Origin of the sequence: Selenomonas sp. F0473, from assembly GCF_000315545.1 — a bacterium.
GTDB lineage: Bacteria > Bacillota > Negativicutes > Selenomonadales > Selenomonadaceae > Centipeda.
The window spans coordinates 683693-698459 of record NZ_JH992902.1; the positions used below are offsets into that span (position 1 = coordinate 683693).

The 14767-nt window shown below is 59.4% G+C and carries 9 protein-coding genes; 3 read left to right on the plus strand and 6 right to left on the minus strand.

Annotated features, from left to right (window positions below):
- Positions 1–21: 21 nt before the first annotated feature.
- From uvrA to leuS, 4 genes are all read right to left on the minus strand, one after another.
- Complete coding sequence (uvrA, locus tag HMPREF9161_RS03210; protein WP_009728244.1) at positions 22–2859, minus strand: excinuclease ABC subunit UvrA; 2838 nt, start codon at positions 2857–2859, stop codon at positions 22–24.
- A gap of 8 nt (positions 2860–2867) precedes the next feature.
- Positions 2868–4904, minus strand: coding sequence for an excinuclease ABC subunit UvrB (uvrB, locus tag HMPREF9161_RS03215; RefSeq protein WP_009728245.1), 2037 nt, complete (start codon positions 4902–4904; stop codon positions 2868–2870).
- A gap of 115 nt (positions 4905–5019) precedes the next feature.
- Entirely contained in the window at positions 5020–6183 is a 1164-nt protein-coding gene (locus HMPREF9161_RS03220) for an HD-GYP domain-containing protein (RefSeq protein ID WP_009728246.1), read from the minus strand.
- A gap of 48 nt (positions 6184–6231) precedes the next feature.
- Complete coding sequence (leuS, locus tag HMPREF9161_RS03225; RefSeq protein ID WP_009728247.1) at positions 6232–8706, minus strand: leucine--tRNA ligase; 2475 nt, start codon at positions 8704–8706, stop codon at positions 6232–6234.
- Positions 8707–8972: 266 nt separating this feature from the next.
- Between leuS and HMPREF9161_RS03230 the strand changes: the two genes are divergently transcribed.
- Positions 8973–9725 carry a sulfite exporter TauE/SafE family protein gene (locus HMPREF9161_RS03230; protein ID WP_009728248.1) on the plus strand — a complete coding sequence of 251 codons (753 nt, stop codon included), beginning with the start codon at positions 8973–8975 and terminating at the stop codon, positions 9723–9725.
- Between the two features lie 51 nt (positions 9726–9776).
- Here HMPREF9161_RS03230 and HMPREF9161_RS03235 read toward each other — a convergent pair whose 3' ends face one another.
- Both HMPREF9161_RS03235 and HMPREF9161_RS03240 read right to left on the minus strand, forming a co-directional pair.
- Positions 9777–11882: a methyl-accepting chemotaxis protein gene (locus HMPREF9161_RS03235; RefSeq protein ID WP_009728249.1), complete on the minus strand. Its 2106-nt coding sequence runs from the start codon at positions 11880–11882 to the stop codon at positions 9777–9779.
- A 49-nt stretch (positions 11883–11931) separates the two neighbouring features.
- Complete coding sequence (locus HMPREF9161_RS03240) at positions 11932–13281, minus strand: amino acid permease (protein WP_037348561.1); 1350 nt, start codon at positions 13279–13281, stop codon at positions 11932–11934.
- A 155-nt stretch (positions 13282–13436) separates the two neighbouring features.
- Here HMPREF9161_RS03240 and HMPREF9161_RS03245 point away from each other — a divergent pair, with 155 nt between their 5' ends.
- Together HMPREF9161_RS03245 and HMPREF9161_RS03250 are read left to right on the plus strand one after the other, a co-directional pair.
- On the plus strand, positions 13437–14063 hold the full coding sequence (locus tag HMPREF9161_RS03245) for a hypothetical protein (RefSeq protein WP_037348771.1): 627 nt from the start codon (positions 13437–13439) through the stop codon (positions 14061–14063).
- Positions 14060–14719, plus strand: a complete 660-nt coding sequence (locus HMPREF9161_RS03250; RefSeq protein WP_009728252.1) for a YigZ family protein — start codon at positions 14060–14062, stop codon at positions 14717–14719. Before HMPREF9161_RS03245 ends, HMPREF9161_RS03250 begins: the two co-directional genes overlap by 4 nt.
- Positions 14720–14767: the final 48 nt, after the last annotated feature.

The window sequence follows — 14767 nt, forward strand, 5'->3', positions numbered from 1 at the left end:
TCAGTTCTCAGTTCCTATTTTTTATCTTTTATATTTTTCTTCCAAAAGGGGCTTTAGGAATTGCCCCGTGTAGGATCCTTTGACTTTCACAAGCTGTTCGGGCGTCCCCTTCGCGACGACCGTGCCTCCCCGCACGCCGCCCTCGGGGCCGAGATCGATCACATAATCCGCCGCCTTGATCACGTCGAGGTTGTGCTCGATCACGACGACCGTATCCCCGCCGTCGACGAGCCGCTGCAAAATGACGAGCAGCTTGTGGATATCGGCCGCGTGCAGCCCCGTCGTCGGCTCGTCGAGGATGTAGAGCGTCTTGCCCGTGCTGCGCTTCGAAAGTTCCGTCGCGAGTTTGACGCGCTGCGCCTCGCCGCCCGAGAGCGTCGTCGCGGGCTGACCGAGGCGGATGTAGCCGAGACCGACGTCGCGGATAATCTCGAGTTTGCGCGCGATGCGCGGCACATTCCGGAAAAAGTCCACGGCCTCCTCGATCGTCATATCGAGCACTTCGGCGATGGTCTTTCCTTTATAATGCACCTCCAGCGTCTCGCGGTTGTAGCGCGCGCCCTTGCAGACCTCGCACGGGACGTAGACGTCCGGAAGGAACTGCATCTCGATCTTGAGGATGCCGTCGCCGCGGCACGCCTCGCAGCGCCCGCCCTTGACGTTGAAGCTGAACCGCCCCGCCTTGTAGCCGCGCATGCGCGACTCGGAGACTTGACTGAACAGCTCGCGGATCGCGTCGAACACGCCCGTATAGGTCGCGGGATTCGAGCGCGGCGTGCGCCCGATCGGCTGCTGGTCGATGTTGATGACCTTGTCGATGTGTTCGAGCCCCTTGATTTTTTTATGCCTGCCGGGTTTTCCCTTCGCGCGGTAGAGCCGCGAGGCGACGCCGCGGTAGAGGATCTCGTTGACGAGCGTGGATTTTCCCGAGCCGGAGACGCCCGTGACGAGCGTCAGCGTGCCGAGCGGGAACTTCACGTTGATATTCTTGAGGTTGTTCTCCTGCGCACCGACGATCTCGAGCGCGTTCCCGTTCCCCTTGCGCCGCGTCTCCGGCACGGGAATGAACTTTTTCCGTGCGAGGTACGCGCCCGTCACGGAGGCGGGCACCTTCATGATCTCCTCGGCCGTCCCCTCGGCGACGACCTCGCCGCCGTGCTCGCCCGCGCCGGGTCCGATGTCGATGATGTGGTCGGCGGCGTACATCGTATCCTCGTCGTGCTCGACGACGATGAGCGTGTTGCCGAGGTCGCGCAGGTGCCGGAGCGTCGCGAGCAGACGGTTGTTGTCGCGCTGGTGCAGGCCGATGCTCGGCTCGTCGAGGATGTAGAGCACGCCCATCAGGCCCGAGCCGATCTGCGTGGCGAGCCGGATGCGCTGCGCCTCGCCGCCCGAGAGCGTCCCCGCCGCACGCGAGAGCGTCAGATAGTCGAGCCCCACGTCGAGCAGGAAATGCAGGCGCGCGTGGATTTCCTTGAGAATCTCCACGGCAATCTTCGCCTCACGCGGGCTGAAGTCATGTTCAGCCTCTGTAAGGAACGCGTCCGCCTCGCGGATGGTCAGCGCCGTGAGCTGCGCGATATTCTTCCCGCCGACGGTGACCGCAAGCGTCTCGGGCTTCAGGCGCGCACCGCGGCACGCCGTACACGGCGTATCCGTCATGTAGTCCTCGTAGCTCTCGCGCATCTCCTCGGAGTCCGTCTCGCGGTAGCGGCGCGCGAGCGCGGGCAGGACGCCCTCAAAGGGGACGTTGTATTCCTTCTCTTCGCCGAACATGTTGACGTAGCGGAAGGAGACGTATTCGTCGGGCGCGCCGTGGAGCAGGAGGTGCCGGGTCTTCTTATCCATGCGGTTCCACTGCGTATGCACATCGTAGTCATGCGCCTCTAGGAGTGCGGCGATGGCGCGCATGCTGTAGGAGTTCGGGTTCTTCGAGAGCGGCGCAAAGACGCCGTCCGCAACGCTGAGCGTCGGGTCGGGCAGGACGAGTTCGGGGTCGAACTCCTTGTGGCTGCCGAGTCCCGTACAGACGGGACAGGCGCCGAACGGACTGTTGAACGAAAACATGCGCGGCGCGATCTCGGGCAGCGAGATGCCGCAGTCCACGCAGGCGAAGTTCTCGCTGAACATGAGGAGTTCGCCGTCCACGATCTGCACATAGACGACGCCGCCGCCCACGCGCAGGGCTGTCTCGAGGGAGTCCGTCAGACGGCTCTCCATGCCTGCCCGCACGACGAGGCGGTCGACGACGACCTCGATCGTGTGCTTTTTCTGTTTTTCGAGCGCGATCTCCTCGCCGAGGTCGCGCACCTCCCCGTCGATGCGGACGCGCACATAGCCGTCGCGGCGGATCTGGTCGAGGATCTTGCGGTGCTCGCCCTTTTTCTCGCGCACAAGCTGCGCCATGATGAGCAGCTTCGTCCCCTCGGGCAGCGTCTTGATCTGATCCACCATCTGATCCACGCTCTGTTGTGTAATAGGTTTGCCGCAGTTCGGGCAGTGCGGACGCCCCACGCGCGCGTAGAGCAGACGCAGGTAGTCGTAGATCTCCGTGACCGTGCCGACCGTCGAGCGCGGGTTGTGGCTCGTCGTCTTCTGGTCGATCGAAATTGCGGGCGATAATCCCTCAATATTGTCCACGTCGGGCTTGTCCATCTGTCCGAGAAACTGCCGCGCATAGGCGGACAGCGACTCGACGTAGCGGCGCTGTCCCTCCGCGTAGATGGTATCGAACGCGAGCGAGGACTTCCCCGAGCCGGAGAGCCCCGTCACGACGACGAGTTTGTCTCGCGGGATTTCAACGTTGATATTCTTGAGGTTGTGGGCGCGCGCCCCTTCTATTTTAATGCAGTCGTTCATATTCTCCCCTATTTTTTCTTTGGAAGTTCGCCCTCCAGTTCGACAATCATATCGCGCAGCTCCGCCGCCCGTTCAAACTCAAGTGCGCGCGAAGCCTGCCGCATTTCGCTCAGGAGGCTTTTGACGAGATTCTCCCGCTCCTTCTTGCCGAGTTTCTTCTTTTTCCCGTCCTTTTTCCCATAGGGCGCGGCCCCCTCGGCCGCGACCAGCGTCATCTCGATGAGCGGGACGACGGGTTTGACGATGGTTCTCGGCACGATGCCGTGTTCTTTATTGTAGGTTTCCTGTATCTCGCGGCGGCGCTCAGTCTCGTCGATGGCACGCTGCATGGAGCCGGTGACGACGTCGCCGTACATGATGACATGCCCCGCCACATTGCGCGCGGCGCGTCCGATGGTCTGGATGAGCGATGTGTCGGAGCGCAGGAACCCCTCTTTGTCCGCGTCGAGGATCGCGATGAGCGAGACCTCTGGCATATCGAGCCCCTCGCGCAGCAGGTTGATGCCGACGAGGACGTCGAACTCGCCCGCGCGCAGGTCGTGAATGATCTCCGCGCGCTCGATGGTCGCGATATCGGAGTGGAGATAGCGCACCTTCACCCCCGCCTCGCGCAGGTAGTCCGTCAAATGCTCCGCCATGCGCTTCGTCAGCGTCGTAACGAGCACGCGCTCATTGCGCTCGACACGCAGGCGAATCTCGGCGAGCAGATCGTCGATCTGCCCGTCGAGCGGGCGCACCTCGACGACGGGGTCGAGCAGCCCCGTCGGACGGATGATCTGCTGCGTCACCTGCTGTGCCTGCTGCATCTCGTATTTCCCGGGCGTCGCCGAGACGTAGACGATCTGATTCACGCGCGCGGCGAACTCGTCGAACGTCAACGGGCGGTTGTCAAACGCCGACGGCAAGCGGAACCCGTTGTCCACGAGCGAAATTTTCCGGCTGCGGTCGCCGCCGTACATCGCGTGAATCTGCGGCAAGGTCACATGGGACTCGTCGATCATGATGAGGAAGTCCTCGGGGAAGTAGTCGAGCAGTGTGTACGGCGTCTCCCCCGCCTTGCGGTGCGTCAAGTGGCGCGAATAGTTTTCGATGCCCGCGCAGTAGCCCATCTCCTGCATCATCTCGAGGTCGTAGTTCGTCCGCTGCTCGAGCCGCTGCGCCTCGAGGAGTTTCCCCTCGCCCTTGAGCAGGACAAGCTGCTCTTCAAGCTCCGTGCGGATGTCCGCCATCGCGATCTTCATATCCTCGTCTTCGGTGACGTAATGAGACGCCGGAAAAACCATCGAATGCAGACGCTCGCCGTAGACTTCGCCCGAGACGACATCGAACTCGATGATGCGCTCCACCTCGTCGCCGAACATCTCAATCCGCACGCCGCGGTTGTTGTACCCTGCGGGAAAAATCTCAACGACGTCGCCGCGCACGCGGAACCGGCCGCGCTCAAAGGCGATGTCGTTGCGCTCGTAGCGGATGGAGACGAGCTTTTGCAGAATCTCCTCGCGCGGAATCGTCTGTCCCTTATGCACCGAGAGCACCATCTCGTGATAGCTCTCCGGCGAGCCGAGACCGTAGATGCAGGACACGCTCGCCACGATAATGACGTCGCGCCGCTCGAACAGCGAGCAGGTCGCGGAATGCCGCAGCTCGTCGATCTCGTCGTTGATGGACGCGTCCTTCTCGATGTAGGTGTCCGTCTGCGCAATGTATGCCTCGGGCTGGTAGTAGTCGTAGTAGCTGACAAAGTAGCCGACGTAGTTGTCCGGAAAGAACGACTTGAACTCGCTCGCGAGCTGCGCCGCGAGCGTCTTGTTGTGCGCGATGACGAGCGTCGGCCGCTGGACGCGCTCGATGACCTTCGCCATCGTGTAGGTCTTGCCCGTCCCCGTCGCGCCGAGCAGCACCTGCGCCGTCTGCCCGTTCTCGATGCCGCCCGCAAGATCCGCGATCGCGCGCGGCTGATCCCCCATCGGTTCAAAGGGCGCGACGACCTTGAACGGGATCTCCCCGCCAAAATGCATCGTATTGAGTTTCGGAACCGTCGCCATCGGCCGCCCTCCTTTACCGTTCTTTGCAAAAAATCATTGCTCCATTATAGCGCATTCCTCTGAAATAGCAAGTCAAAGAAAAAGCACCCCGCAGGGTGCCTTTCGCATACGTTCTTTAGAGACTGTCGACCTCTGCCGCCGTCAAGATCTCGACGACCGTAAGATCCTTGACCGTATTGAGATCGAGGAAGCCGCCGTCTACAAGCTGGACGACAGGCATTGCCGTAACGCGCGACTCGTCGATGTACACAATGCGGCCGGCCGTTCCGTCGGAGAGGCGTATCCAACAGCCGTTGAGCGCGGCGTTCAGCTTGCGCATGAAGAGGACGGCGTATTCCGAATCGAGCCTGCCGTCGAGCACTTCGGCGTAAAGAATCTTAAAGACCTCGAAGGGCGAGCGTTTCTGCGCATAGGCACGACTCGAGGCCATCGCGTCGTAACTGTCGAGTACGGCGAGCACGCGGCCAAACGTCGAAATCTGTGCCCCTTCCAATCCCGAAGGGTACCCCGAACCGTCGCTGCGCTCATGATGCTGAATAATGCCGTTCATGAGGTCCGACCTTCCCGCAAGCGGACTGCCCTCAACAAGCTTAAAGCTGTCCACGACGTGGTTCTTCATCAGATCGAACTCTTCCTCGGTAAGTTTCCCCTTCTTATCCAAAATATCTTTTGGAATGAACTGTTTGCCGATATCGAGGAAGAGTCCCGCGAGCACAAGGTTCTGGCGGTCGATCCCCGAAAGATTCATCCACTTCGCCATGAGACCGCAGAGGATGGCGAGATGCACGCAGTGATGCAGGTTGTAGTCGCCCTCTTGATCCATACTGTAAATCATGGAAACGGCCGTCGCGCCTTCTTTATAAAGATCCCGGAGGCGCGGACTCGCCATCACCGGCTGGAGGATATCCATATTGAGTCTGCCGGTGTCCGCCGCATCTAAGAAGAGTTTTTTCATTTCTCCATAGACAAACTTATAGTCCTCTTCATACTTTTCGTCTATGACCGCATCGCGTTCCGGCAGCGCGGTAATGTGGAACCCTGCCGGAGCATCCGGCTCTTCGCGCTTCTTTTTGACCTCTTTTTCCTTTTGGACCGCTGCAAGGATACTGTCCTCATCGACGTAGACCGATGCGACTTCCTTTTCCTTAAGCAGATTGATCATCCCGCGGTCGAGGACGGTCCCCCCCTCGATGAGAACGGCATCGGTCTCCCCCTCGTACACCGTACGCCCGACGATCATATCCGGCAAAAGACTCCGGACGGCAAACGCTTTTAACATGATGGCTCTCCCTTTCTCTCCCTCTTGCCTGCGGCAAAAACTTCCCTTTTATTTCACAACGATGTTCACGAGCTTCTTCGGCACGCAAACAACCTTAACGACCGTCTTGCCCGCGGTCAGTTCCTTTGCCCGCGGCAGATCCATAACGATGCGCTCCATCGACGCCCTGTCAAGATCGGCCGCAATCTTCACGCGGTCGCGCACCTTCCCGTTGATCTGCAGCACCACCTCGATCTCATCTTGTACCAGCGCCTTTTCATCGTACTTCGGCCAATCCTGCGCATGGACGCTCCCCGTAAAGAGCCGCGACCAGAGTTCCTCCGCGATGTGCGGCGCAAACGGAGCCAGCATACGCACGAGAGCGGATGCCGTCTCCCGCGCAAGGTCTGGGCGGAGCGGACGCTCTTGGAACGCGTAGAAGGCATTCACGAGCTCCATAATCGAGGAGATCGCCGTGTTGAACATAAAGCGGTCGCGCACATCCTCCGTGACCTTTTTGATCGTGTTGTGCAGCACACGCCTCAGTTCCGTTTCCTCGGCGCTGAGCCCGGAGACGTCGTACGACGCGTCGGATGCCATCTTGATCATATCTTCGAACTGCCCGAGGATACGCCAGACGCGGCCGAGGAAACGGAACGCCCCCTCGACTCCCTGATCGCTCCAGTCAAGGTCGCGCTCCATCGGCGCCGCGAATAGGATGAAGAGACGCGCCGTATCCGCGCCGTAGCGGTCGATAATCTCCTCGGGCGAGACGACGTTGCCGAGGGACTTCGACATCTTCGCGCCGTCCTTGATGACCATCCCCTGTGTCAGGAGATTCGTGAACGGCTCGTCGAAATCGAGCATCCCCGCGTCGCGCAGCACCTTCGTAAAGAAGCGCGCGTATAGCAGATGCAGAATCGCGTGTTCGATGCCCCCGATGTACTGATCGACGGGCGCCCAGTAGTTCACCTTGTCCCGGTCAAACGGCCGCTCCGTATTGTGCGGATCCGCATAGCGGTAATAGTACCACGAGGAGCAGATGAACGTATCCATGGTGTCCGTCTCGCGCGTCGCCGCACCGCCGCATTTCGGACAGGCGCAGTGCAGGAAACGTTCGCTGCTCGAGAGCGGCGACACCGCGCCCTGCGCGAACGACACATCCTCGGGCAGCCGTACGGGAAGTTCTTCGTCCGGAACGAGCACCTCGCCGCACCGCGGACAGTTGACGATCGGGATCGGCGCTCCCCAGTAGCGCTGCCGCGAGATCAGCCAGTCGCGCAGACGATAGTTGACGCGGCGCTTGCCGAACCCCCGCGCCTCGGCCTCGTCCATGATCGCCGCCATCGCCGCGTGCATTTCCATCCCCGTGAACCGGCCAGAGTTGACGAGCACGCCGTCCTTCTCGACATAAGCCTCGGTCATCCCTTCGAGGCGGAGTTCCCGGTTCTTCGGCTGGAGCGTCAGAATCTTGCGGATGCCGTACTTTTCGGCAAACATCCAATCGCGTTGGTCCCCCGACGGCACGCCCATGACCGCGCCCGTGCCGTACTCGAAGAGGACGTAATTCGTGATCCAAATCTCCACCCGTTCGCCGTTGAACGGGTTCGTGCAGTAAACGCCGGTGAAGACGCCCTCCTTCTCCGACTCGCTCGAAGCGCGCTCAATATCCGACTGTTTGCGCACGCGCGTGCAGAATGCGCGCAGCTCGTCCGCCTTCGGGTTATTTTCACAGATTTTCTCCACGAGCGGATGCTCCGGCGCGAGCGCAAGGAACGTGATGCCGAACGCCGTGTCCGGGCGCGTCGTATAGACGGGAATCTCCGTGTCAAGGGCGGGGACGGGCAGCCGGAACTCCAGCCCCTCGCTGCGCCCGATCCAGTTCTCCTGCATCGTCTTGACACGCTCCGGCCAGCCGGGCAGCTTGTCGAGATCGGCAAGCAGCTCGTCCGCATAGTCCGTGATCTTAAAAAACCACTGCGCCAGATTTTTCTTATGCACCTCGGATTTGCAGCGCCAGCACTTCCCATCCTCTACCTGCTCGTTTGCGAGCACGGTGCCGCAGGTGTCGCACCAGTTGACGGACGCCTCTTTCTTATATGCGAGCCCTTTTTTGTAAAAGAGCGAAAAAAGCCACTGCGTCCAACGGTAATAATCCTCCCGGCAGGTGACGACCTCCCGGTCCCAATCGTAGGAGAGGCCCATCGTACGCTGCTGGCGTTCCATGTTCTCGATATTCGCATACGTCCATGCGGCGGGATGCACTTTATTCTTGATCGCCGCGTTCTCTGCGGGCATACCGAAGGAGTCGAATCCCATCGGGTGCAGGACGTTGTACCCATCCATCTTTCGAAAGCGCGCGATAACGTCGCCGATCGAATAGTTGCGGACATGCCCCATATGCAGTTTTCCCGAAGGATAGGGAAACATCTCAAGCACGTAATACTTCGGTTTTTTATTATCCCGTTCCGTCCGGAAGGTATGACTTTTCTCCCATATCTTCTGCCACTTCGTCTCGATCTCCTGCGGGCAATATCTCTCCACAGCGCTCTTGCTCCTCCCAAAATGCAACGGTAAAACTGCGCTCTTTTGAACGCAGTTTTCAAATATTCATCGTCATACAGTTCCAAGGTATTATACCTTAAATCAAGGGACAGCGTCAATCGTTATTCATATGTCATAACAAGATTTTTTAGGACTTTTTTCTCATCCGCCGTCATATGCAGCATTGTTATAGAAAAAGTGTATAACAATTATTTTTATGCTATAATATGCGGAATAATTTGATTCGAAACGGAGGAGACGTTCCGTTGGACGCATACTTTTCGGCTGTGGCCGCACATGTCGGTCCCGCGCTTGCGATCTTCTGCGCGGCGTTCATTCAGTCCATCACGGGATTTGGACTTGTGATCATCGCGGCGCCGCTGCTCATGTTCTTCTATGAGCCGAAACTCACCGTGCCGATCATGCTGCTCATCGCGTGCAGCAGCAATTCCGTACAGGGTTTTCTTATGCGCCGCCAAGCGAATTATCCTCTCATCCGTTGGCTCTACCTCGGCATGCTGATCGGTCAGCCCTTCGGTTTTTTCTTCTTCACTTACATTTCGAACGACGCGCTCAAGGTATTCATCAACGTCGTGGTTCTGCTCACGCTGATCCTTATGCAGATTTCCCATCGGCACATTGAGGAACGGCGGCGGAACACCGTCGTCACGGGCATGCTCTCGGGCTTTACCGCGATTACCACCGGGATGGGGGGACTCCCCTTCCTCATCTATCTCGCCTACACAAAGATGCCGACCGACGTCTTTCGCGCTACCTGCTTCATTTATTTTTTTCTCGGCAACGCCACCTCGCTCGTCAGTTATCTCATCGGCGGCTATCCGCTCGCGCCCGCGTTCAACGAGTTTCTCTATCTCCTGCCCGCACTTGTCACAGGCATCGTCGCAGGACACCTCTCGATGCGCTATATCCCCGCGTCCTTCTTCCGCAAATTCATCTTCGTCATTCTCTACATCGCTTCCACCTACACCATTGTTTCGATCCTATGGAAAGCGTTCTGAACGCATAAAAACCGCGGCCGGTTGGCCGCGGTTTTTTTATGGATGCGTTTCTCAGCGAATCGAGCGGAGCACTTCCTCCAATTCATCAAAGCGTTGTCCCAGGCTCTCTCCGAGTTCGGCCGCTTTTTCGATGGACGCGCCGGAACTTTGAACCGCGCTCAGCGCGCCGTCCAGATTCCGACGGAGGTCCTCGATCTGTCCGTCAAAACCGTGTTCAAAGTTCTCAACCTTCTCCTCAAATTCCTGATTCGTCGCAAGCATCTTATCGATTTCCTGCACGTCGCGCAGCAATTGCGTAATCGCCTCATCGGAAGCCTCCAGGCGCTCGCGCGTATTCTCGGAGAGCTTACGCACCTCGCCTGCGACGACGGCAAAGCCGCGTCCCGCCTCGCCTGCGCGCGCGGCTTCGATCGCGGCGTTGAGCGCAAGGAGATTGATCTGCGCCGAGATCTCTGTGATCATCTGCATGACCTGTTCGATCTTCTTCGTGCTCTCTGTGAGCGTCTGCAGCTTCGGCGTGATCTCGGCGTTGCGCCCAAGGAGTTCCTTTGTCATGTCCCCTTGGCCGCCGAGGCTGCTGCTCAGCGTCCCCACGAGTTCAGAGACGTTCCCGGCACTCTCGGAAACGCGCGTCATCGTCTCCGCCAGCCCCGCCATTTGGCTCCGGTAGGAAGCAAACTCGCCGATGATGCCGTCCTTCAAACTCCCGATGATCCGCCTGCGGTTGATTTCACGCGTGAGGAACGACTTTTGGCAGTCCGCATAGATCGTCGGGAAATGATCCAAATAATTGTCTTCAAACTTCTCTCCGGACGTCCGATAGAAGAAAATCGCCGTCAGCGTCTCGTTGAGGTGCACGCCCGAAATTTCGCCAAGCGCCGAATATCCCGCCACGGGAATACCCGCGAAGAGATCCGCCCCCGCCAGTTCGGTCGAAAAAACGAGCCGCCGCGACACACAGTCGTTGAGTACCGCGCCGATCGGCGTCGGTTTCCCTTTTGCGAACGCGCGATAGTCCGCTTTGAGCGTATCGATGAGCTTGGTCCGGCGCACGAGGCGGATTTCTTCGCCCGCCGTGATATCGCAGTAAAGGCGCAGACTCTTCGTCTTCTCATCGATGCTGTGCAACGCCCGAATGCAGAGTTCGCGTCCGATACGCGTTGCGAAATTATAACCCGCCATGGCGTCCGCAAGTCCGGAGATATCGGAAACATGCAGTTCTTTCATCAGCACGTCCGCGAACGACACGGGATGCCCGTCGGCGTCGGCAACGGTATCCACGGTGCGGAAGGTCGGATCCGAGCCGATGACCGTCCACTTCTTCCCCGTGTCCTCGACCGCCTGCGTCTTAAAAATTGCATAGCGGTAACTTTCGGCAAGCTTGACGACAAGAACGGCCGCATGGTTTTCAAGAACCTTTTTCCCGTCGTAAATATAGGTATGAGAGAAATCCAACGCGCCGCCGGCACTGCCGCCGATATAGGGGCATGGCAGGATCCCGGCGTCGTAGATCCCCTTGAGTACGAAGGATTCGCAGGAACTCACCCCGTCGACATAGACGAAGGCGAAGGTATCGTCAAAGCGTACGGGAAACGGAATACTCTCGTGGCGCAGATCTTCGCGTATGCGCAGGGTGCGCTCCGCCGGCGTGAGTTCGGATACGCCGCGCCGCATGTCGTCGTTGTGGAGCGATAGGGTCAGCATGTGCGACTGCACGATCATCCGCTGAGAGAACGCCTGCAACAAAATCTTTGCACGGCCTTCCTTCGCGTCCAAGTAATAGGAACGCGATCCCTGCTCGTAGGCAAGTTCCCCGCAGGTCGTCATGAGAAGGATCTTCACATCGGGCGGTGAAGCCGCGGAAACGGCGCGGGACACGTCTTCCATTGAAAGATCCGCCGAAACGAATCCCAGAACGACGGCAGGCCCGCCCGGCAAGTCGTATAGTTCACGCAGACGCTCTGCCGTCAGCGCGCTGCGCGAGAGATACGCGGTTTTGATATCCGTTCCGCTCCCCGCCGCAGCGCTTGCCGCAGACGGCATACGCGTCTTTTGGGACGCCTCGCCCGGTACGTTTTTCGTTTGCGCCGGCTTCGCCTGAATGCGATCCGCGAGCGACACCTCCGCTTCTTGTTTGTTTCCAAAAAAACCGAACATATTGCTTCCTCCCTATCAAACAATCCCACTTCTTTATTATAGCATGCCGTCACTGCCGCCGCAAGAATCGATACCCAAGCATCGGCAGGATCAGCATGGGCACGCCGAGATAGAGCGCCGCACGCAGCTCCGGGGTGAACGCCATAAACACGAGGCAAAGCACCTGCGCCCAGATGCCGAAGAGCGTCACGTAGGGGAACAGAGGCATACGGTAACGCAGCCGCGATACCTCTCCGCATGCCTCAAGTTTCCGCCGCCGCCGGTACTGACTCCAACAGATGGAGATCCATGCCGCCGCCCCCGAGAATCCGGAGAGCGCAAGCAGATAGGTGTACAGGGCGGCATGCGGGTTCACCGCATAGATCCCGATGACCAGCCAGCAGAACGCGATAGAGGCATAGATCGCGCGCGACGGGATGCCCTTATCGTTCAGTCCCCCGAGGATCCGCGGCGCCATCCCCATGGTCGCCAAGGCATGTACCGTACGCGCGGCACCGTAGAGCCCCGAGTTCGAACAGGAGACTGCGGCCGTCAGCACGACGAAGGAGAACAACGCGCCAAGCTGCGACAGCCCGTGCGCCTCGAGCGCGGCGGCGAATACGCTCTCCGTCAGCGTCGCGCGGTCCCACGGCAGGATGGAGATAAGCAGCGTGATGGGTACGATGTAGAGGGCGATGATGCGCCACGTCACGTTACGCACGGCGAAGGGAATGCTCTTGGCGGGATCCGCCGTCTCCCCCGCGGCAAGCCCGATGATCTCGGCGCCTTGAAAGTTGACGAGGATGATGACCATCGTGAGGGCAATGCTCCAGTATCCGTGCGGGGCAAAGCCGCCGCTGCCGAGCAGGATGCGCGTGCCGATATATCCCTCTTCGCCGATCAGCCCGAGGCAAATGAGGAGCGCAACGACACTGAACGCCACCAACGCGAGAATTTTAACGAGCGAGAGCCAAAACTCGCTCTCTCCGAACTTATCCACGCGGAACAGATTGATAATCGTAACGATGAGACCGAAGAACACGGCCCACCAGATCGTGCCGACCTCCGGCAGGAGACCGTTCATAATGATGCCGGCCGCAATCATCTCGGACGGCACATAGGAAACCCATGTCACCCAATACGACCAACCGACGCCGCACGCCCACGCCGCCGAGATATTTTCGCGCGCGTAGACAACAAACGAACCCGACAGCGGCTGCTCTACCGCGAGTTCCGCAAGACAGAGCATCACCGCGAGCACGATGAGACCGCCGAGCAGATACGAGATCACGGAGGCAGGCCCCGCCTGTTCGATCACGTATCCCGTGCCGAGAAAATATCCGCTCCCGATGACGCCGCCGATGGAGATGAGCTGAAGATGCCGATGCTTCAGCTTCCGTTGCATGGTCGATTCGCCCATTGCCTTCGTAACACAACCTTTCCGCCGACTGCAGAACGTCCAAAAAATACGTATCCATCATACTACAACGGGGTAAAGATTACTATCATTTATTTGACAAAGCTAAAAAATTTTATTATGATTTGATTATCCATATATAAGGAGGATATTACATGATGAAACCAGGAGCCCTTCTGCTTGCCCTCGCCTTCGTTCTCGGCGCCGCAGGGACCGCCGGCGCGGCCGTATCCGATCATCGGGAACAGGTGATCAACCTCAGCGTCGCCTACCCTGTGCTCAGCCTCGACGATACGGCCGCTGCCGGACGCATCAACGCCGACATGCAGACGTTTGCGGCGAATTTCCGTGCGCAGTTCGAAAGCGGCGCATTCTACCGCGGCGAGCTGGGCTACCGCGTACATCTTGACGACGACAACTTCCTCTCGGTGACCTTCACCGACATGCGCTATGCCCTGCACGATAACCAGCCGACGCGCCGAGACTACGGCTTCGTCTATTACAAAAAGACCGGCCAACGTCTCCCGCTCGCTTTCTTCGTGCACCTCACCCCGTCCGATCTCGACGGCGAAGCCGCCAGCGGGCATCTCTACAACGAACAGGGACGCAGCACGCCCATCCAGCCCGAGAAAGCCGTCCGTGAAGTGCCGGCAAACTATTTCCTCGGCGGCCGCGGCTATGTCTGCCCCATCTTTCAGGCGGGCGAACTGACGGCGAGCACGGGACCGACCTATATTCTGCTCGACGCCTCCATCGTCGACTATTTCAACCGTAAGAATAAATGACCGATCCGGCCTATATGACAATCGCTGCAGGGGAGGCGCCGCTCGACGGCGTCTCCCCTGTCTCGTATGAGATCCGTCGCTCCCGCTTCCTCGCCTATGTCCGACACGCTTCGGAGGAAGAAAGTACGCGCGCATGGATCCGGGCGATCCGAAAAAAGCATTTCGACGCGCGGCACGTTCCGTATGCATGGGTGTTCGGCATCGCTTCCGAACGACAGCGGTCAAGCGACGACGGCGAACCGGCCGGCACGGCGGGCAGTCCCATCCTGGAAGCGATCAAGGGACGCGGCGTCACGAATGTCGCCGTCGCCGTCGCGCGCTACTTCGGCGGCGTCAAACTCGGCGCGGGCGGGCTCATCCGTTCCTACGCGCACGCGGCGGGGCTTGGTCTCGACGCGGCGCCAAAGGTCCGTATGATCCCGCTGCGCGCAATGCTTCTGCACATCGACTACGATCTCGTCGCACCCGTCGAGCGCTATATCCGCGATACGGGGCTTCACACGGGGGAGGCTGCTTACGCCGATGCGGTCACGCTGACGCTGCTCGTTCCCCCAAAGGAGGTCGAGATGCGGAAGCGGGCGTTCACCGATCTCACGGCGGGACGCGCCCGCTTTACGACGGGCGATACGGACTTTGTCCCGGTGCCGCTTTCGTGACATATTTTCTCAGTCGGAGAAAATTTTCCATATCGGACGGTCCCGTTC